The sequence below is a fragment of the Tolumonas osonensis genome (assembly GCF_014202415.1).
GTDB classification, from domain to species: Bacteria; Pseudomonadota; Gammaproteobacteria; order Enterobacterales; family Aeromonadaceae; genus Tolumonas; species Tolumonas osonensis.
Window position 1 is genome coordinate 184,375 of the sequence record NZ_JACHGR010000004.1, and the last position, 20,738, is coordinate 205,112.

The following is a 20,738-nucleotide window of genomic DNA, read 5'->3' on the forward strand; positions in this document are numbered from 1 at the left end:
TTTCCAGAGAATTTACTGAATGTAACTTACTGATTTAATTGGTGCCGAAGTGGGGAGTCGAACCCCAGACCTTCGCATTACGAAAATGCAGATTCTGAACACTGTAAGGAGTTGATTGGGTTCTATCAATATTGAGCCATGATCCCAGTTCACCTAACCCTTGATGTTGGAACATGAACAATCGCGATTTTAAAAAAACATGAAAAATGATGTATTCTTTTTGATGTACTACAGTCATTCTTACTTACTTCCAAAAAAAATATTTTGTGATAAAACGCCAATCAGTCACACATAGCGAACCATACCAGTACGTTCATAAAATTCATGACAGATTTTACTTTAGGCATACGATTAGGCCTACAATCATTCTCTGAATCGGATTATTTTCATTATAAATCAACACTATACAAATCAAATTCAGCTGACGCCAGCCCACCAATCACTTAAAGCCCTGATTTTTCAGGGCTTTTTCTTTTTTAGCGCAGCTAAGCATCCCCCTGATGTGTCACACTATCCGCTATTAATTCCCTTAGAAAAAACCTCAATTCGCTGAAAATACAGATGGCCGAAAGTCAGAAAAAGGTCGGCACCAGTTTGGCGCCAACCAGACAGCTTTAACGCAATACCGTACGTGACGGAGCATTAGAACGAATGACAAAAGGATCTTGCGGTAGTTTATCGTGATCCACCCGCTTCGGAGTGAAATTGGTAACATAAGAAGATGGAGCCGGTTGCTCCGATATGAAGTGATATTTAGGTACAACTTCCCGGCTGCGGATCCCACTCCATTCAGCAAAAAATGACATGAAATCGTTAGCTGAGCGCACCGCCTTGATCACGCGCTGGCGAGTGTCTCCGCTGGAAGTAATAAACATCGGTACCTGATAGTTTTGCTGGAACTGGTCGTTATGAGACAAGTATTCAGACTGAGAACCTCGCTCTTTGAATGATAAGCCATGATCGGCAAAATACATCATCGAAAAATTCTTGCCACTACTTTGCAACTGCTGATGCAGCGAGGCCAGAAAATTGTCAGTCTGTGTGATGCTGTACAGGTAGCATGAAACTTCCTCATTATCTACAAACGTCGAATACTGGTGATGGGTTCGTTCGCAGGCTTTCGGATGAGATCCTATCAGATGATAAACAATCAACTTTGGCGCATCAGAATTTTCGTTCAGCGCATCATTGGTAAACTTCAAAAGATCCATGTCCTGAGTATTCTGCGAAAAGAAATTACCGCTTTTCAGAAAATGGACGTTATCTGCCCGCTTGGCAATGCTGGCGATAGCGGTATCGTAATGACCCAGCTGTCCCTGGTTAGAAAACCAATAGGTGTGGAATCCGGCCCGTTTTGCCAGCGTCACAATATTATTCTGGTATTGAGGCTGCTCATCCTTTCCAACCAGCGTCAGCGACAACCCCAAAGATTGCTGGGTTGATGACGCCGCAGACAAATAATTCTGGAACAGTACGCCATTCGCATGGCTAACGAATGGGGTGTTATCCCACTGGCCGCCGAATGCGCCCAAAGCATCACGCCGGGCACTTTCGCCTATCACCACCACATACACCTGATGCGCGGGTTTTACGGCAACGATATGCCAGTTATCCTGCAAGGTAGCCAAATCCTGCATACGCTGGTGTTCGTTATTCACGGTCATATTAATCAAAGTGATGTCTTTTACGAAACGAAACACCGGATAGCTGGCATTAAGCAAAGAAAACGAGCCTTCGGTATAAAAAACATTCAGTGGCGCTACCAACGCGATAGCCAAAAACACCGTTAGTAACGAAGAATGATGGCCCGACCAACGCGGGAAAACCCGGCCCGGGCACTTCAGCACCTTTAGCAGTGAAAATCCAACAATTCCCAAGGAAATCAAATAGTACCAGAGAGGAAAAACCCGCAGTATCTCGCCAGCCTCTCCCGGATTGGAAGAGTAAAGTGAGAGAATGCTATTGAAGTTCGGGGCTCCGTAAGTCCGGCCAAACGGGAAATAGCAGGCAGCTACCAGAGAACTGGTAATCAGTATGCACTTGAATGCTCGCCAGGACAGCCTTTCCAGCAAACACAGGAAGCAAAAAAAGCCCACCGCATCTAGCACACGCAATTCGTAGCCAAGCGAAATATTAATCAGAAAGGCCAGCAGGAACAAAATTCCTGTGTTCCAGTTCAAAAACTCCTGTATACGGGAATATGTCACAGCCTGTCGTATGGTTAAGTTTATAAAATTCATCTGGTTTTCTGGATGAGGAGTGAAGATATACATAGCTGCTACGCAGCCACGCCCCTAGAGGAGCGCAACATTGAAGCTCCAATTATGCAGGCTGTAAAAACACGCTCAGCTTATGCTAAGAAGCCATTGATAGGAGCCTTTATTCCTGTGACGCAGTATACAAAATTAAGTTTTTATGACAAAAAAATGACAAGAAAATCAAACCTAACAGAAAAATAAAGGTAAGACGGTCCATATTGACTCTTTTACCCGGTAACCTCCTCCCAAACTCAGAACCAGTCAAAATTCAGACAGTCGCCTCTCAGGCTGCAATTAAATGATTCTAGGTATGGAGATTATCAGTTGGTTTTCCTGGACATGAAAAATCCATCGCCCCCGTTCAGTGTGAATCCGGCATTGATCGGTTTGAGTCAGATTGGGACGTTCAAGACAATGCGCTGCTGTGACATGGCAATATGACCACGTAAGTCGCAGATTCAACCTTTCCAGACAATAAATTTGGTGGGTTTTCTTGTGGTTGCCAAGGCTCTTGCTCTGTTTGGCACGCGTTATACGATCAGTTCACCTTGCGTGCATCACTATAATTGCGCTTGATCGGCGCAGCCTTGATGGACGAAAGCTCGAAGAAACGTAATTCCGTGTCCCCGCCAAATGATTCGACTGAAAGGCCATTTGCACCGGGAGCTCCGAATACGAGATCCGAGAGAACAGCTTCGCCGTCATTCACAAAGACTTCGATCGAGATCGTATCAACAATGATGTCCAGTGTGACAATACCATTATGCGCTGGTGCCGGGGCCTTGCGGACTTCGCGGTAAACTTCTGGCATTGAGTCAGCGATGGCATCCGTATCACGCAAGACAAAGACAGTGCCATTTTTGAAATTGTACCCGACTACTGCAAAATGCCCTTTCCCTTCCTTGAGATGGAACCGGACCTCATTGGCATCGGAAGCTGCATCGATCTGGACCCGGAGTCGATAGGCATCGGATTTTGGCTGGAGAAGCGTCATCTTGGAGCCATCCGGTACCCGTGCCTTGTCACGTACCTCGGTGTTGTCTTCAAGCTTGTCGAGTATGTCGATAGGGCGCGAGACAAGCACCGGTTTGCCATTGATCGAGCGCAACTCGATACGCCGTACGATCGAATCAGTACCGCCATGCCAGTCGTTGGTCGGCAGTTTGGTCGCATAGGCCCAGTTATTGAGCCAGCCAATGGCATATCGCGAGGCCAGACGCTGAGTATCACTCAGTCGCGGGTCATCCCACGTCACCATCGCGTAGAAATCAGCGCCCGAATCGAGCCATTCAGGTTTGTCGTCATCTGCAGTAAAGTGCTTGCCATCCCAGTCACCAATCCAATACACGGTTCCCGTAGTCATTCCCGAACCAGCTCCGTTTGCACCTGTCGCTAGCACCCAGCGGGTGTGCTTTGGGTCACCATCAACCGACATGCGAAACAGATCGGGACATTCAAGGAGGCCGAGGTCATTGCGCTCGAAGCCCGATTGGTACTTCCAGTGCTTCAAATCCGGAGATGTATAGAAACCGATCTTGTGACCTTCCGCGAGAACCATGAGCCATTCATTGCGCACGTCGTCCCAGACGATTTTCGGGTCACGCCAGTCTCGGACGCCCGGGTTGTCCATGACAGGATTGCCGTCGTACGCCTGAAAGCGATAGCCGCCATCGGTCGAAACGAAGAGTGACTGGCGCTGCACGCCTTCATGCTGCTGGGTCATGATGGCAATCACCGCGTCTGCACCGAAGCCCGCAGTATTCCTGGAGTCAATCACTGCGCTGCCAGTTTCAATGTCGCCAAGACCATTCTTGTACTTGTCGATTGCGATACCGTGATCCTGCCAATGCACAAGATCCGTCGAAGTCACGTGGTACCATTCAGTACCATTCCCATTGGGATAATCAGCGTTGTAGAGGTAGTAGTAGTGCCAGACGCCGTTGATCAAAATCGGGCGCTGAGGGTCATTCATCCAATGTTTGGCGGAAGTAAGGTGTATTGCGGGCCGATAAGACGCAGTGTCGGATGCTGTTTCCGAATCGGAGCCGGATACGACAGCTATCGCAATCCTGGTCGTGAACAACACGGCAAGCGCGCAAACGATTAGGTGCCGATAAGTTACAGACATTGGGATGAGATTAAGGCTCATAATCTTCCGAATCGAAATATGAGGAGAAGGGGGTGCCGGCATGCAGACACCGCACCCCCTCAAGGCTTGAGCATGTATAACCAGAAAAGCTGTTACTTCAGCGACTTCGTGATTACACCGCTCGGATTCACATTAAGGTTCGCGGATATATCAGCCCAACCGCCCAGTCCATTGCCATTGAAACCGTAGGAATGATCAACTTCCGATGAATCTCCGTGGATATTGATCTTCACTGTTGGCGCCAGGGTACCACCGCGTCGGAAGTCTTCTTTGACACCAACCGTGTCGATGAACGATTGGACCAAACCGCCAGGCATAACGTAATGCGAGTACGACTGGAAGTGGCCAGCAGGCTGGTTATAGTCAGGATCGTACGGGGTCCCTGGCCAGTAGTTGAGGTTCGACGGGTTACCCAGCACCAGACCGGAGCCCTGGTTCATCGGCTGGTAATCGCTGCGGATACCGTTGCCCACGAAACCATACACGCCCTCAGGACCAGTAATACCTGCTGCATAGGTAGTGCTGTGGCTGATGGTAAAGAGATAGTACTTGCCGTCTTTCATGTAGATCTGCGGCCGTTCGGTCTGGTCGGTCACGCAGTTCGCCGAAAGAATCGGCGGCAGGAACTCCCACTCCGTAAGATCGGCGTTCTTTGCTTTCGCCAGACCAATGTTGCCGATCTGGTAGGTCGCACCTGATGCGTTAACCTGAGGAACGGTCTCGGCGTAAGGGTCACCCTCTTGATAGCCCAGATCCTCTGCGGTGCACTTGGCAGACACGCGCGGCATGGCCGAGTTGCCCTCGAAAACCATATAGGTCTCGCCCGGGTGAGCCGGATCCTTGAAGGTGAACGGATCGCGGAAGTTGAAGTACGGGTTCTGCTCAGCAGTCTGGTAATAGGTGCCGTCAGCTTCCAGAAGCGAAATAACCTTGTCGAAACCGGTGAACTTCACACCGTTCTTATTAGCATGCACGTGGCCCACGCTGAGCGCGATCCGCGGGTCGTATGGCTTGATATCATTGCCTTTGGCGTCACGATAGAAAGCGACATCCGTGAAGAACAGCTTGACTTCGCCACCCGGGAAGATGCGCGCCGAACCCGACCATTGTGTCTGGTGACTGTAGGACTGGTCCTCGAAAATCTGGCCGGTGACACCCTCGGCGAAAACCAGACCGCCATAGGTCCAGCCACCGTTTTCCGGACGCTGTTCAGCAGGAATGCCCGCCGGACGATAGAAGTAGCCGATCTTTGCGAACACGTGACGGTCATCGAAGCCAAGACTCCGGTCAGCAACGAGAGAAAAGATAATTTCCTGCCCGTTGACACTGTATTGGTTACCATCGGCATCGGTCAGAGGCCAGGAGTCCCATACCCAGACTTGTCCGTTCGACATGTCAGGGAAATCCTGCGGGACGCTAGGCATGGTGTATTCCGCAGGCATCGAGTTCTGGCGTGAGCCAGCCGTCGGATCTGACATTCGTTTGATCTGACGTGCATCGGCACGAGTCCACTTCGCAGTGAAGTTGTCCTCCGGTGCGTATGCCTGCTGAGAGTGATAAGTCGGTTCAGGACCAGGTTGCAGAAGAGGTGCGGCCATAGCTGTACCCATGACCATCCCCAACATAGGGATTACCGACAAATATCGATGATTTTTCACAGTTTTATCTCCATTGTTTTTTTGTAAATATCCATTTTTTCCAGAAGCAATGGACATCCGCAGTTTTGCCGGTCAAATCCGGAGAAACCTTTCTCCCGGCATAAGATACGCTCAAGAAAGCACCGTTCACTTGCACGAGGCAAGACGAGGCAGCGCAATCTCTGGATGCATCACGAGCCAGAGAGAGAAAGCAATGTCAAATTGAGGACACGAAAACAGACGTGCCGGCATACAAAACTAGCGGTCCCGCTGTCATAGGAAAATTCCGTTAGACCGGAGACTTTGCGTCGCCACCTTTCGATGGGTTTGCCTTTTTTAGTTAAGCAACCGCTCACAGACGGAGAGTTAGCCAACTAAACGAGAATGACAATCAGTCAAATCGCCATCTCTTATTGGGAAAGTAACACAATAGGAATTAATTGGAAATAAAAAACGTGAGCTAAATCGGTTTAGTTAAATTTTTTCGATTTAATTAAATTGACATAATTTGATGATTGTGATTCAAGTTACAACCGTGACGCTTCTGGATAAAAAGTGAACGCAACTGGCCTCTCAAGCCAAAACAGAAATTAAACCTATGATTTTGCACGATTTTTTATTTTTCACTTATGCCAACCCACCGTATTTCCGTCAGAAATTATTTATTTTTCCGAAAAGAAACCATAAGTCACATCCGGTACCATTAACAAAATAAGTCAGCCTAATAGATAGGATGTATAAAATGGCTATTCCGTTGTTAGCTGTAATATTAGGTTTAGCGGTTTTGGTCTGGAGCGCGGATCGTTTTGTTGAAGGCTCGGCGTCGACGGCTCGTCATTTTGGTATGCCTTCCCTTCTGATCGGCATGGTTGTGGTCGGTTTTGGCACTTCCGCACCGGAAATGGTTGTTTCTGCATTAGCTGCACTGCAGGGGAATCCCGGCATTGCCTTAGGAAACGCATACGGTTCAAACATCACCAATATTGCATTAATTCTTGGTATTACTGCGTTAATTTGCCCGATCACGATTCATTCACAGGTCTTGCGCAAAGAGCTGCCTGTCCTGACTGCCGTCACCGGGATTGCCGTCTACCAATTATGGGATGGTGAACTGAGCCGAATTGATGCGGCCATGCTGATTGCCATCTTTTGTATGCTGATGGGCTGGACTATCCGGCAAGGTCTGAAACAGCGCAGCGATGCGTTTGCCAATGAAATGGAAAACGAGTTAATCCAGCATACAATGCCTGTCCGTAAGGCTGTGTTCTGGATGCTCACCGGCTTAGTCCTTCTGATTATCAGTTCCCGTTTTCTGGTATGGGGCGCTGTAGCGATTGCCCAACAACTCGGGATCAGCGACCTGGTGATTGGTTTGACGATCGTAGCAATTGGCACATCACTGCCAGAACTTGCTTCGTCTGTGATTGCCGCCCGTAAAGGCGAAGATGATATCGCCGTCGGCAATATTGTCGGCTCCAATCTGTTTAATACTCTCATAGTCGTAGGCATAGCGGGTTCAATTTCACCGCTGCAGACCTCACCAGATATTTTATCCCGGGATATGCTGGTCATGACCATACTGACGATTTCACTTTTCATATTCGGTTTTGGCATGAAAAGAAAAAGAACAATTTCCCGCTCCGGAGGTCTGGCGCTGCTGAGCAGTTTCATTGGGTACACATCTTATTTGTTAGTGACGACCTTTGCATAACCCAAACTGGCAGAACGGCAATACCCCAGCATTTAGTTTGCCGTTCTATCCTGTTTTCGATTATTTATAATATCCGCTTGCTATATGAACAGCATCCATATAGGATAAATTCTGTTCAATGTGTAAGTAATAGCAGTTTTCTTCGCCACACCGTCTCTTCTAAATCTCACATAGAAAGTCTCGTTGTTCCGGTTCAGCTTCCCGTTGTTATGGATGCTGTCTCTGCCTTTTTGATTAGCTCTGACCGCACCAGCACTTACCCATATAAAAGCCCGCATACAGGCACATATATTTATCAAAGGATTTTTATGTTTATTAATATCTCAAATACTATCAGTGTTTCAAAACATCTTGGCCATCAACAAAATAACTGGATTTGTTATGAACCGCTGGAAGGTAATGAACAGCGCAAAAAACCGCTGTGGAAACGTCAGACCGGTCTCATGTCAGCAAATGCGATGCATAGCTGGTTGATGCATCAATACGCGGATCAAAATGCTGCCGCAGCTTTCCAGAATATCGCCGGAATATGAGTGGATAAGAATAATCTGACTGAATTTCCGTAATTAAAATAAAAATTCTGTTAAGTCAGTCAAGGACGTTTCTCCTGTTCTGAATGAAGATGGTACCAGATAGAGACTCAATAAAATCTCATTTGATATATATCTTTCACTTCAAAGTTAACAACAGGAGCACTTCATGAGTGTTATGCATTTTTCTGTTCCCCGCGATATCGTCTATGGTGAAAACGCGCTTCAGACGCTCAGTACCTTAAAAGGCAAACGGGCAGCACTGGTCACCGGCGGCAGCTCAATGAAACGTTTTGGTTTTCTGGAACAGGCGCAAGCTTTGCTGGCAAAAGCCGGCATGACCAGCATCGTTATTGATGGTGTGGAACCTAATCCATCAGTCGCGACCGTTCAACGCGGCGCACAGGCAATGCTGGAGTTTGAACCGGACTGGATTGTCGCCATTGGCGGTGGTTCGGCGCTGGATGCGGCCAAAGTAATGTGGTGCTTCTATGAACATCCTCAGCTGAAATTTGAAGACATTATCGCCGTTGGCTCCATGCCTCCGCTGCGGAACAAAGCCCGTTTTGTTGCCATTCCATCCACCAGCGGTACAGCGTCTGAAATCACCGCGTTTTCGGTGATCACCGATACGGAAAACCATATCAAATATCCGATTGTTGCCGCTGATATGGTACCGGATCTGGCGATCCTTGACCCTGCCCTGCCTGAACTGATGCCACCGCATATTACTGCCAATACCGGTATGGATGTGCTGGCGCATGCAACCGAAGCAGTCGCATCGATTGCAGCGACCTCGTTTACCGATCCTTATGCCATTGAAGCCATCAAGCTGGTGCTGGAAAATCTGGAAAATGCCTATAAAGAACCCGGCAATAAAGACGCCCGTTTTAATATGCACAACGCATCCGCATTAGCGGGTATGGCATTTACCAACGCATCACTGGGCCTGGTACATTCCCTGGCACACAAGATTGGTGGTGAATTCGGTGTCACACATGGACTGGCAAACGCGATCCTGATGCCTTACATCATTAACTTTAACCGTCAGTTCACCGATAAATATGATCGGGTGGAAAAATTGCTGGGAGTGACCGATCTGGCAGAAGCAGTCCGGCAGTTAAATGCAAAACTGAATATTCCGACCTGTTTCAAAGAATGCGACGAAGTGGATTTTAACGAGACAAAATTCCGTGATGTACTGGACCGCATGAGTGCCAATGCGCATGCAGATCCGTGCACTTTAACCAACCCGGGCAAGCCTACCGTTGCGGACGTTAAAGCACTTTATACCGCCGCTTATTACGGTTCTGCTGTTTAACTTTAGAGCCTTTCTGCAAGCGGATGATGGCAACATTGTCCGCTTTTTTATTACTTCAACAATGCTACTATGCCGCCTCATAGATCTTACGTTTGAGGAATCAGGTTGTGTGTCAGAACCACATTGAAACATTCACCGAAGCGCCACGTGCTCATCTGGCCATTCATCTGCCGGCATGGATCAATGAAGTGGTCGACTGGCAACAACCTTTATATTCTGACGATGAAAAAATGACACTGGCGATCGAATTGGCCAGACAGAATGTCCTGCGTGGTACGGGGGGACCTTTCGCCAGTATTATCGTACATCGCCAAAGTGGCCTGATATTGAGTGTTGGCGTAAATCAGGTCGTTGCGCAGAATAATTCCACGCTGCATGGTGAAGTCATGGCAATCATGCTGGGAGAACAACGGCTTCAGCAATTCAGTCTTGATAGCCAGTCGGATGAATATGAGCTATTCACTTCCTGCGAACCCTGCGCCATGTGCATGGGTGCCATTTTATGGTCAGGCGTCAAACGTCTGGTCTGTGCTGCTACCGGTGATGATGCCCGGGCGATCGGCTTTGATGAAGGTCCGGTATTCGAGCAATCGTACGATTATCTGCGTCATGCCGGCATTGACGTGATCCGCAACCAGCAACAACCGGCCGGGAAAGCCGTACTTGAACTCTATCTGCAGGAAGGCGGTAAACTTTATAACGGTAAAGCAGGCAGCTGATGCAACGCCGTCTCTTTTTTGCGCTACCGGCACAATCGTTAGCCAGTAAATTGCATCACTGTCAGCAGCGATTACGGACTGAGCATCACAAGAAACCGGTCAATGCTGATAACTTTCATCTGACACTGCATTTTCTGGGATTACAGGATGAACGTCTTCTGCCCCGCCTTTGCCAGGCCGCAGAGCAGGTTCATGTTGCGCCGTTTGACATACTGTTAGACCAGTATGGTCTGTTTCGGCATGCCCGATGTCTGTGGTTAGGACCGCAACAATCACCACGTCCATTGCGGGAACTGGTCAGACAATTAGGTGAGCAACTGAAAACATTGGACCTGCAAGTCAGCGATGACTATCGCCCTCATATCACCCTATTCCGTAACGCTCACGGCATGACCCAACTGACTGCACCAGTGCTGAAATTAGCTGTATCCGAATTCATTTTATATGAATCGGTATCTACAAATGATGGCGTTTTATACAAACCGTTGCACCGCTGGTTACTACAGTAACAATCCGGCGAACAAAAACCGTAATAGTTCATATTTCTGTTATATAACCGGACAGCCCTGGTCAGGCAGAGCTAAAATGATATGAAAACCAGGGAATATGATTTGTCATCAAATTGATAAATTATTTTGTCATAAGCATTGAAATGGTAAGACCGAGTCCCCATAAAGTGGTGCCAGTTTAAATTCACAATCAGAGATTGCTGTTACAGGTAATGGTTGTGAACAAGATTCAGGTTTGGCTAACATTTTTTGCCAACGGATTTGCGAGGCGAGGCTGCATCTGATATAGATACCGGCCTCAAAATTCATCGCCAGCACACAGTGACGTGCTGTGTCATGTAAAAGTAGGAGATAGGCATGTCAGCAGAAGATAACAAAAAATCTCTGGGACCGCTGGCCATCGCGGGCGTCACCCCTTACCAGTTAGCCCCTGGTGAGGAGTACATGAATGACCAGCAGAAAGAGCACTTCCGGAAGATTCTGGAAGCATGGAAAACCCAGCTGCGTGAAGAAGTTGACCGTACCGTTGATCATATGAAAGATGAAGCGGCTAACTTCCCGGATCCCGTAGACCGTGCAGCACAGGAAGAAGAATTTGCGCTGGAATTACGTGCCCGTGATCGTGAGCGTAAACTGATCAAGAAAATCGAAAAAACACTGAAAAAACTGGAAGAAGATGACTTCGGTTATTGCGAATCCTGCGGTGTTGAAATCGGTATTCGTCGCCTTGAAGCGCGCCCGACCGCTGAACTGTGCGTCGATTGCAAAACACTGGCTGAAATCAAAGAAAAACAGCTGGTTGGCTAAATTGCAACAAGATGACAAGGGAGCTGCGGCTCCCTTTTGTTATTTTACAGACTTGACGCTATGACTTATATCGGACGCTTTGCCCCTTCCCCCTCCGGCCCGTTACATTTCGGTTCACTGATCGCTGCCGTTGGCAGTTATCTGCGTGCGCGTTCACAGCAAGGGCGCTGGCTGGTACGAATCGAAGATCTGGATCCACCGCGGGAACAGCCGGGTGCCGCCGATAGCATTTTACGGACGCTGGAGCAATTTGGTCTGTTCTGGGATGGCAACGTTGTCTATCAGAGTCAACGTCATGCGCGCTACCAGGCTGTGCTGGATGATTTATACCGGGCAGGCAAAACCTACCACTGTCGCTGTACCCGCGCGCAGATCCACGCTGCCGGTGGTTTTTATCCCGGCACCTGCCGAGACCAGCATTATCCGCCGGAAAATGCCGCGGTACGGTTAAAAGTGGATAGTCCCTGCTTATCCTTTCATGATCAATTGTTAGGTCTGGTAGAGGTAGAACCTCGCCTCGCCGGCGAAGATTTTATTCTGAAACGCCGGGATGGGTTATTTGCCTATAACCTGGCGGTGGTCGTCGATGATGCCGACAGTGGCATTACCGAAGTGGTACGGGGGGCGGATTTACTGGATCCGACAGTTCGTCAGATCACCTTGTATCAGCAACTTGGCTGGAAAGTCCCGGACTGGCTGCATTTGCCCTTGGCACTGCAGGATAATGGTCTGAAACTGTCAAAACAGAACCATGCGCCATCGATTGAAGATTTACCGGTCGTTGCCACGTTGGGTAAGGCGCTGGCCTTTTTAGGACAGCCACTACCAGATGATATGACCGGTATGACAGCAGAAGCGTTATTGGCCTGGGCGGTAAAACACTGGCAATTGTCCTTCGTGCCGACAACGGCCAGTGTTCATCATGATTAAGAGCGAAAGTTCAGTCTGGCATGCCATGGCGCCAGATAGTGATAAATCACAGGCGTCAGGTAGAGGGTAACAACCTGCGACAGTAATAGCCCGCCTACAATCGCAACACCTAATGGCTGACGTAATTCAGCACCTGCGCCATAACCCAGCGCAATGGGTAATGCGCCGGCCAGTGCCGCGATACTGGTCATCATGATCGGTCGGAAACGCACCAGACAAGCCTGATGAATCGCCTCATCAGGGACCATGCCATCTCGTTCCCGTTCCAGTGCAAAATCGATCATCATGATGGCATTTTTCTTCACAATCCCAACCAGCAACAGAATACCGACAAAGGCATACAGCGTGACCGGAAACTGGAAAAGCCACAGCGTCATCAGCGCGCCCAGCCCGGCAGAAGGCAGACCGGAGAGAATAGTCAGCGGGTGCACAAAACTTTCATACAGCATCCCCAGCACACCATATACCACCAGCAAGGCCAGTAGCAGTAACACCATCATGCCGGACTGTGAGCCAGCAAACGCAGCGGCACTTCCCTGCAGACTGGTCACAAGCGTTGCCGGCGGCGCCAACTCCGTTTTGACCTGATCCAGCGCCTTCAATGCATCACTCAGCGCCATGCCCGGACGCATGTTAAAAGAAATGGTGGCGGCAGGTAATGTAGCCAGGTGATTCACGGTCAGTGTCTGTGGCTGACGTTTAAAACTCGCGACCGTATCCAGACTAATCAAGGTCCCATTACTGTTTCGGATACGGATACGACTTAGGTCAGTCACCTGTTGCTGGCGCTCCGGCAACACTTCCAGGATCACGGCATACTGGTTGGTATCGGCATAGATAGTCGATACCTGACGCGCCGCAAACGCATTCTGCAACGCTGTTTCCACCTGACTATAACTCAGGCCATAACTGGCCAGCTTATCGCGGTCAACCGCGACCGCCAGTCCGGCACCGACGACCTCCTGATCACTGGTAACATCACGGAATCCGGGGATCTCCCGGATAGCCAGCAGAAAGCGATCATGCCAGTCCTTCAGCTCACCAATATCATTACTTTGAATAGTAAACTGATATTCCGAGGCTGTGGATATCCCGCCAATCCGGATGGATGGCGGGTTACGCAGATAAACACTGAGACCCGGAATATGATTCACCTTCTGTCGCAGGCCGGCCATGACCTCATCAGCAGAAGGACGCTGTTCACGGGGCACCAGACGGATCGTCATGGAACCACCGTTGGCACTGCCATTCGGACCGGTACTGCCCACTGAAGACATAAATGCCGCGACATGCGGATCAGCCTGCACAATGGCGGCAACCTGCTGCTGCATCCAGGACAAGGTTGCAAACGAGGTATCCGGCGCTGCTTTGGTGGTCAGTGTGATTTGACCGCTGTCGGTACTGGGTAAAAAATCTTTAGGCAATTGCTGATACAGCAGCACCGTTAGCACCATGCTGGCAAAAAAGCTGAACATGACCCAGCGGGGATGGCGCAGGACAACCGCCAAAGATGCGCTGTACGCGGCAGTGAGTCTGGTAAAACTACGCTCCAGCCATAGCGCAAAACGCCCCTGCGACGTGGCGTCATGATCCGGGCGCAATACCCGGCTGCACAGCATGGGTGTCAGCGTTAGAGAAACCAGCCCTGAAATAGCAATCGCAGCACTGATCGTGACCGCAAACTCATTCAGCAGACGGCCCATCAGCCCACCCATAAATAGCAGTGGGATAAACACTGCTATCAGTGACAGCGTCATCGACAGGATAGTAAAACCGATTTCCCGGGCACCTTTCCGGGCTGCCTGCATGGCACTCATGCCCTGTTCCATATGGCGGACGATATTCTCCATCATCACAATGGCATCATCGACCACGAAACCAACCGCCAGCGTCAGCGCCAGCAGAGACAGGTTATCCAGACTGTAGTCCAGCAGATACATCACCGGTACCGCGCCCAGGATTGACAATGGCACGGCCAGCGCCGGGATCACGGTAGCTGACAAATTACGCAGGAATAACCAGATCACCAGCACAACCAGCGCACAGGAAAGCAGCAGCGTGAACTGGACATCATGAATAGAAGCCCGGATCGACTCACTGCGATCATAAAGAACATCCATCTGGATCGAATCAGGCAGGATCGTCTGAAACTGTGGTAACGCCTGACGCACCGCATCTACCGTGCTAATGGTGTTGGCGCCGGCCTGACGTTGTACGGCCAGAATGACGCCCGGCTTATCCACAAACCAGCTGGCAACCCGGGTATTTTCTTCGCTGTCCAGTACATTGGCGACGCTGGAAAGATACAACGGCGAACCGTTGCGGTAGGCAACCACCAGCTGCCGGTAGGCCGCCGCATTTTTTAGCTGCCCGTTACTCTGAAGGCTTAAACTGCGAAACGCGCCATCCAGACCACCCAGTGGCTGATTCACATTATTGTCACTAATTGCCGACGCCAGCTCATCCAGTCCCAGATTGTGTGCTGTCATTTTATCCGGATCAGCCTGAACCCGGACCGCATAGGGTTTGGCGCCGAATACGGAAACCTGCGCCACGCCGGGCAGCATGGAGAGTGACTGTGCCAGTTTGCTTTCGGCATATTCCGTCACAGTAGAAATAGGCAAGGTATCGGAATGCAGTGCCACAAAGAAAATCGGCGCATCCGCCGGATTGGATTTACGCATCGACGGTGATGATGTCATGCTGGCGGGTAACTTGCGTTGTGCCGCACTCAATGCGTTCTGGACATCCAGCGCAGCCGCATCAATATCCCGATCAAGATCGAATTGCAGTGTAATCCGGGTGACCCCCTGAGAACTGACGGAACTGATATTGTCGATACCGGAAATGGTTGCCAGTTGCCCCTCCAGCGGCGTAGCCACAGCTGATGCCATGGTTTCCGGTGACGCGCCCGACAAACCGGCTGTGACATTAATCGTCGGAAAGTCAATCTGTGGCAACTCGCTGACCGGTAGCGCCCGGTACGCCAGCACACCGGACAACGTAAAGAATGCCATCAGCAGGCAGGTCATCACGGGCCGGCGAATGGATAACATCGAAAGTTGCATGATCGCTACTCCGTACCGGATGCGGTGATATCGACGGAACTCTCCTGGTTCTGATGAGCAATACGGACAGAAGAGCCGTCATTCAGACGAAACTGACCATCGGTTACCACCAGATCTCCCTCCTCCAGCGCCCCAGCTATCGCACTCCAGCCATCACTGGACGCCAGCTCCGTGATCAGGATCTTTCGGGCAATATCATTTTTCACGACAAACAGCTGTAAGCCATCCGCTCCCTGCTGCAACGCCTGTGCCGGAACCACCAGCGCTTGTTTTAGCGTACGCGGCGCCAGTTTCACCGTGACATATTGTCCCGGTAGCCATTCGTTGTGCGAATTGGCAAAATCCGCTTTCAGAGCAATCGTACCGCTGTTGCTATCCACGTTGTTATCAACAAACACAACCGAACCATGGCGTTGCTCCACATCCGTTCCGGTATTGACCTGCGCGGTGACAGCCAGGGAGCCGGAACGCAGAGATTGCTGCAGATCAGCGAGATATTTTTCAGGTAAGGTGAAACTGACCGCGATCGGGTCGAGCTGATTCAGTGTCGTCAGCACCGTGTTGTAGGCCTGAACGGTTGCTCCGACAGAAACCAGATGCGCGCCTGCCCGGCCGTTAAATGGTGCTCTGATTTTGGTATATTCCAGATTCCGGGCCGCAATATCCAGACTGGCCTGATCCTGTTTTACCTGAGCGGCAGTGGATTGTGCCGTCGCCTGATAGCCATTCATGTCGGCTTCAGAGATGAACTTTTTCTGCAACAGCACCTTTGCCCGCGCCAGATCAGCCTGCGCTTTTTTCAGTAATGCCTGATCCTGTTGTAAAACGGCCTGCGCTTGTTGCCACTTGTTCCGGTAATCACTGTCATCCAGCTCGAACAATACCTGTCCGGCGTTCAGCTGGGCACCTTCTTCAAATAAAATTCTGGCAATTTGCCCTTCTATTCGGGGTTTAAGTTCAACGGAAGATTTGGCAACGACGCGACCAACCGCCTGCCAGCCAGCTTTAAATGTTTCTCTTTTGACCGGAGCAACGACAACTTGTGTCGTTTTTTTTGCGGGAGATGACTGCTGAGCCTGTTCATTCAGGGAAAAACGATAACCGACAACAGCAATAACGGCTGTTAAAATAAGCCAGCGCCAGATATTCATGTTTTCTCCATTATTCTGATTGAACAACTCTTGGCATAATCAGGCTGCAGTCTGCATGCTAATGTTGGTAAAAGTGTGTCAGGCAGCCAATACAGGGGCATAATTTACTGCTTCATCTGAAAAAAGCACGATCACGTTGCCCCGATGTTCGCATTTACGCCGGTGTGCGCTATCATACCGCCCGCTCTTTTTTTGTGTCAGAAATCCCGAGGTGCACTATTTTTTCCCATATCGCCAATTTGTATCGCAAAGTGCTTGGTAAAGAAGAGACACCAGCGACACCCAAAACCACACCCGAAGCGAAAGCCGCAATATCTGAACCTCAGCGCTCCGTTAGTGACAATCAGCCTGTTGCCGGTTCCTCACCACGTCGCGTATTGAGCCGGGATCAGCACAATATATCCCGTAGCATGATCAGTGAAAATGCACTGAAGGTACTGTATCGCCTGCATAAAGCCGGTTATCAGGGCTACCTGGTGGGTGGTGGCGTCCGGGATTTGCTGTTAGGTAAAATCCCGAAAGATTTTGATGTCGTCACAGACGCACATCCGGAACAAATCCGTAAATTATTTAATAACTGTCGGCTGATCGGGCGCCGCTTCCGTCTGGCTCATATTGTATTTGGCCGGGATATCATTGAGGTTGCCACCTTCCGCGGACACCATCATCAGGTACATACCAGTAAAAACATCGCGGTGCAGTCGGAAGAAGGCATGCTGTTGCGTGACAACGTATACGGCACCATTGAAGAAGATGCTGAACGCCGCGATTTCACCGTCAACGCGCTGTATTACAACATCAAGGATTTCTCGCTGCATGATTTCCATGGCGGACTGGACGATCTGGCAGCAGGCCGTCTGGAACTGATTGGCGATCCGGAAACCCGTTACCGTGAAGATCCGGTGCGCATGCTGCGCGCTGTCCGTTTTGCCGCAAAACTGGGATTGACCATCAGTGAACGCAGCGCAGAACCTATCCCCCGTCTGGCATCGTTGTTACAGGATATTCCGGCAGCTCGTCTGTTTGAGGAAACCATCAAATTATTCCTCGCCGGACATGCGCTTAGTACCTATCACCTGCTGCGCAAGTTTGGTCTGTTCCAGCAATTGTTCCCGCAGGTGGCAAAACTGCTGACACCGGACAACAATTCAGCCTACGAGCGCTTTCTGGAAAAGGCGTTAGCCAACTCGGATAAACGGGTCGCAACCGAACAGCCGGTGACACCGACCTTCTTCTACGCCACGCTGTTATGGGGCGTGGTTGCGCTGCGCCAGCGCGAGATCAGCAATGAAAGCAATCTGCCGTTCCAGGATTCCATGCAGATGGCCATGAATGAAGCCATTGAGCAGCAGATCCACACCGTTGCCATCCCGCGCCGTTTTACCAGCGATGTCAGAGAGATCTGGTTACTGCAGGAACGTTTGCCTCGCTATTCCGGCAAGCGGGCAGAAAAACTGTTTGCACAAGCCAAGTTCCGGGCGGCCTTTGATTTCCTGGAACTGCGTGCGCATGTTGAACCTCGTTTGCGCGATATTGTTGCCTGGTGGCAGGACTACCAGCAGACGCATGATTTTGTTCGTCCGGAGCATACCACTACCCGACCAGCACGCACCGCGGATGCAGAACAACAACCACGGAATGAAGAACATCCGCCACGTAAACGGCCACGCCGTCGACGCCGTTATCCGCAGCATCCGGGTCAGCGCCGCAATGACTGAGGTATTCATTGCTCTTGGCGCCAATCTGGCTGAACCCCGGAGCCAGCTCTTAAAGGCAATAGAAGCGCTACAGCATTTACCGGAAAGCGAACTGCTTTCCTGTTCACCGCTGTATAGCTCATCGCCGATGGGTCCGCAGGATCAGCCGGATTACATCAATGCGGTGGTCCGGTTGAAAACCTCGTTGCAGCCACATGTTCTGTTGGATGCCATGCAACGCATCGAACTGGAACAAGGCCGCGTACGCAAGGATGAACGCTGGGGACCAAGGACACTGGATCTCGATTTACTTTTGTACGGACAGCAGATTATTCAGGATGAACGTTTGACCGTCCCGCATTACGGAATGACACAGCGCGCTTTCGTGCTGGTGCCGTTATTCGATATAGCACCCGCGCTGACATTACCGGATGGACGTCAGTTGGCGGAGCTTGTTGCCGTCTGCGACCGCAGCACGCTGTTCCGTCTGTCGGATTAATAATCGTTTCACAGGAGTCGCCATGAGCAAAATCAGCCTGACCCATATTCAGAAAATGAAACAGAACGGTGAAAAAATTGCGATGATCACCGCTTATGATGCCACCTTTGCCCGTCTGTTTGATGATGAAGGTGTTCATTCTATTCTGGTGGGTGACTCACTTGGTATGGTGGTTCAGGGTCATAATGACACGCTGCCGGTTACCGTTGATGACATGGTTTACCATACTGCCAATGTTGCACGTGGTGTGCAGAATGCACTGCTGATCGCGGACCTGCCATTTATGAGTTACAGCGATATCCAGTCGGCCTGTATCAATGCCGGCCGTCTGATGGCTGCCGGCGCCCGGATGGTCAAGATTGAAGGTGGTGACTGGCTGTGTGAAACAGTCAAACAACTGAACCGTAATGGTGTGCCTGTTTGTGCGCATTTAGGACTGACACCGCAATCCGTACACCTGTTTGGCGGCTTCCGCATTCAGGGCCGGGATGCTCAGCGGGCAGAAGAGATCTATCATCACGCTCTGGCACTTCAGGCTGCCGGCGCGCAGATGGTGGTGCTGGAGTGTGTGCCGGAACAGCTGGCCGAACGGATCACGAAAGCGTTGCGTATTCCTGTTATCGGCATTGGTGCCGGCGTCCGGACTGATGGCCAGGTGCTGGTCATGCAGGACGCTATCGGTATCACCTCCGGTTATGTCCCTAAATTCAGTAAAAATTTCCTGGCAGAGACCGGGGATATCCGCAAAGCTATCCGCCTGTATGTGGAGCAGGTAGCCAACGGCCAGTTCCCGGCTGCTGAACATACTTTTAACTAAGGAAAAAGGAAGTCCGATCGTGTTAGTAACGGAACAGATCGACGCCCTGCGCGCCGTGATTCGCGAACATCGTCAACAGGGAAAACGCATTGCGTTTGTCCCGACGATGGGTAATCTGCATAATGGTCATCTGACTTTAGTGCGTGAAGCAAAATCTCATGCCGATGTGGTTATTGTCAGTATCTTCGTTAACCCGATGCAATTTGACCGGGCCGAAGATCTGGCCAATTATCCGCGGACACTGAGTGAAGATTGCGCCTTGCTGGAGCAGGAAGGTGTTACCGCCGTGTTTACCCCGACACCGGCAATCATGTATCCACAAGGTCTGGACACACAGACGTTCGTGGAAGTACCAGGTATCTCCTACCTGCTGGAAGGTGCGATGCGCCCGGGCCATTTCCGGGGAGTCAGCACCGTTGTAACCAAACTCTTCAATATCGTGCAGCCTGATATCGCCTGTTTTGGTCAGAAAGATTACCAACAATTGGCGTTGATCCGTAAAATGGTGCGCGATATGGCGATGCCGATTGACATTATCGGTGTACCTACCGTACGGGCAGAAGATGGCTTGGCGTTAAGTTCACGCAACGGCTACCTCTCGGCGGAAGAGCGGGTAAAAGCCCCTGCCCTGGCCAAAGTCATGGCCTGGATTGGTAACGAACTGCCATCCCGGCAAGATGCGGTTCCGGTATTAGTCGCAGAAGCCTCTGCGAAATTGAATAACGCGGGTTTCCGTACCGATGCCATTGATATCGTTGATGCAGACAGTTTATTACCTCTCTCTGCCGACAGTCATCAGGCCGTCATCCTGATGGCAGCCTGGCTGGGTAACCGAGCTCGTCTGATCGATAATTTAGTGGTCAATTTGCGTACAAACACCAGATAGTTTATAGTCGCGCGGCAGGTGTGATCTGTGACACACCAGTGCCGTGAAT

The 20,738-nt window shown here is 50.4% G+C and carries 16 protein-coding genes and 1 riboswitch; of the genes, 11 read left to right on the plus strand and 5 right to left on the minus strand.

All coding sequences use genetic code 11. From position 1 onward, the window contains the following. Positions 1–614: 614 nt before the first annotated feature. The 3 genes from HNR75_RS07000 to HNR75_RS07010 form a co-directional block, all read right to left on the minus strand. On the minus strand, positions 615–2,273 hold the full coding sequence (locus HNR75_RS07000) for a sulfatase-like hydrolase/transferase (protein WP_246358788.1): 1,659 nt from the start codon (positions 2,271–2,273) through the stop codon (positions 615–617). A gap of 523 nt (positions 2,274–2,796) precedes the next feature. Next, positions 2,797–4,407: a glycoside hydrolase family 32 protein gene (locus tag HNR75_RS07005; protein WP_223157809.1), complete on the minus strand. Its 1,611-nt coding sequence runs from the start codon at positions 4,405–4,407 to the stop codon at positions 2,797–2,799. A 92-nt stretch (positions 4,408–4,499) separates the two neighbouring features. After that, positions 4,500–6,122 carry a glycoside hydrolase family 68 protein gene (locus HNR75_RS07010; RefSeq protein WP_246358790.1) on the minus strand — a complete coding sequence of 541 codons (1,623 nt, stop codon included), beginning with the start codon at positions 6,120–6,122 and terminating at the stop codon, positions 4,500–4,502. Positions 6,123–6,301: 179 nt separating this feature from the next. Next, a riboswitch (cyclic di-GMP riboswitch) is annotated at positions 6,302–6,386 on the minus strand. Between the two features lie 400 nt (positions 6,387–6,786). Between HNR75_RS07010 and HNR75_RS07015 the strand changes: the two genes are divergently transcribed. From HNR75_RS07015 to gluQRS, 7 genes are all read left to right on the plus strand, one after another. Further along, positions 6,787–7,755 carry a calcium/sodium antiporter gene (locus tag HNR75_RS07015; RefSeq protein WP_188026290.1) on the plus strand — a complete coding sequence of 323 codons (969 nt, stop codon included), beginning with the start codon at positions 6,787–6,789 and terminating at the stop codon, positions 7,753–7,755. Between the two features lie 308 nt (positions 7,756–8,063). Further along, positions 8,064–8,288: a hypothetical protein gene (locus HNR75_RS07020; protein WP_188026291.1), complete on the plus strand. Its 225-nt coding sequence runs from the start codon at positions 8,064–8,066 to the stop codon at positions 8,286–8,288. A 166-nt stretch (positions 8,289–8,454) separates the two neighbouring features. Further along, a complete protein-coding gene (locus HNR75_RS07025; protein WP_188026292.1) occupies positions 8,455–9,606 on the plus strand; it encodes an iron-containing alcohol dehydrogenase in 1,152 nt (383 codons plus the stop codon). Between the two features lie 107 nt (positions 9,607–9,713). Next, positions 9,714–10,325: a deaminase gene (locus HNR75_RS07030; RefSeq protein ID WP_188026293.1), complete on the plus strand. Its 612-nt coding sequence runs from the start codon at positions 9,714–9,716 to the stop codon at positions 10,323–10,325. After that, entirely contained in the window at positions 10,325–10,834 is a 510-nt protein-coding gene (gene thpR, locus HNR75_RS07035) for an RNA 2',3'-cyclic phosphodiesterase (protein WP_188026294.1), read from the plus strand. The genes HNR75_RS07030 and thpR overlap by 1 nt, the downstream gene beginning before the upstream one ends. Positions 10,835–11,191: 357 nt before the next feature. Further along, positions 11,192–11,641: an RNA polymerase-binding protein DksA gene (gene dksA / locus HNR75_RS07040; protein ID WP_188026295.1), complete on the plus strand. Its 450-nt coding sequence runs from the start codon at positions 11,192–11,194 to the stop codon at positions 11,639–11,641. Positions 11,642–11,701: 60 nt separating this feature from the next. Beyond that, entirely contained in the window at positions 11,702–12,571 is an 870-nt protein-coding gene (gene gluQRS / locus HNR75_RS07045; RefSeq protein ID WP_188026296.1) for a tRNA glutamyl-Q(34) synthetase GluQRS, read from the plus strand. Here the strand turns inward: gluQRS and HNR75_RS07050 are convergent. Next, entirely contained in the window at positions 12,568–15,639 is a 3,072-nt protein-coding gene (locus HNR75_RS07050; RefSeq protein ID WP_188026297.1) for an efflux RND transporter permease subunit, read from the minus strand. The two genes, gluQRS and HNR75_RS07050, sit on opposite strands and share 4 nt — an antisense overlap. A gap of 5 nt (positions 15,640–15,644) precedes the next feature. Beyond that, positions 15,645–16,790: an efflux RND transporter periplasmic adaptor subunit gene (locus tag HNR75_RS07055; RefSeq protein WP_188026298.1), complete on the minus strand. Its 1,146-nt coding sequence runs from the start codon at positions 16,788–16,790 to the stop codon at positions 15,645–15,647. 251 nt (positions 16,791–17,041) lie between these two features. On the opposite strand from HNR75_RS07055, the gene pcnB reads away from it, so the two are divergent. Genes pcnB through panC form a run of 4 tightly spaced genes read left to right on the plus strand, consistent with a single transcriptional unit; the run spans position 17,042 to position 20,689 of the window. Continuing rightward, positions 17,042–18,508 (plus strand): polynucleotide adenylyltransferase PcnB, encoded by a 1,467-nt coding sequence (gene pcnB / locus HNR75_RS07060; protein WP_425506767.1) that lies wholly within the window; start codon positions 17,042–17,044, stop codon positions 18,506–18,508. Next, positions 18,501–18,986, plus strand: a complete 486-nt coding sequence (gene folK / locus HNR75_RS07065) for a 2-amino-4-hydroxy-6-hydroxymethyldihydropteridine diphosphokinase (protein ID WP_188026299.1) — start codon at positions 18,501–18,503, stop codon at positions 18,984–18,986. Before pcnB ends, folK begins: the two co-directional genes overlap by 8 nt. A 22-nt stretch (positions 18,987–19,008) precedes the next feature. Then, positions 19,009–19,803, plus strand: coding sequence for a 3-methyl-2-oxobutanoate hydroxymethyltransferase (gene panB, locus HNR75_RS07070; protein ID WP_188026300.1), 795 nt, complete (start codon positions 19,009–19,011; stop codon positions 19,801–19,803). A 19-nt stretch (positions 19,804–19,822) separates the two neighbouring features. Further along, a complete protein-coding gene (gene panC / locus HNR75_RS07075) occupies positions 19,823–20,689 on the plus strand; it encodes a pantoate--beta-alanine ligase (RefSeq protein WP_188026301.1) in 867 nt (288 codons plus the stop codon). The last annotated feature ends 49 nt before the right edge of the window (positions 20,690–20,738 follow it).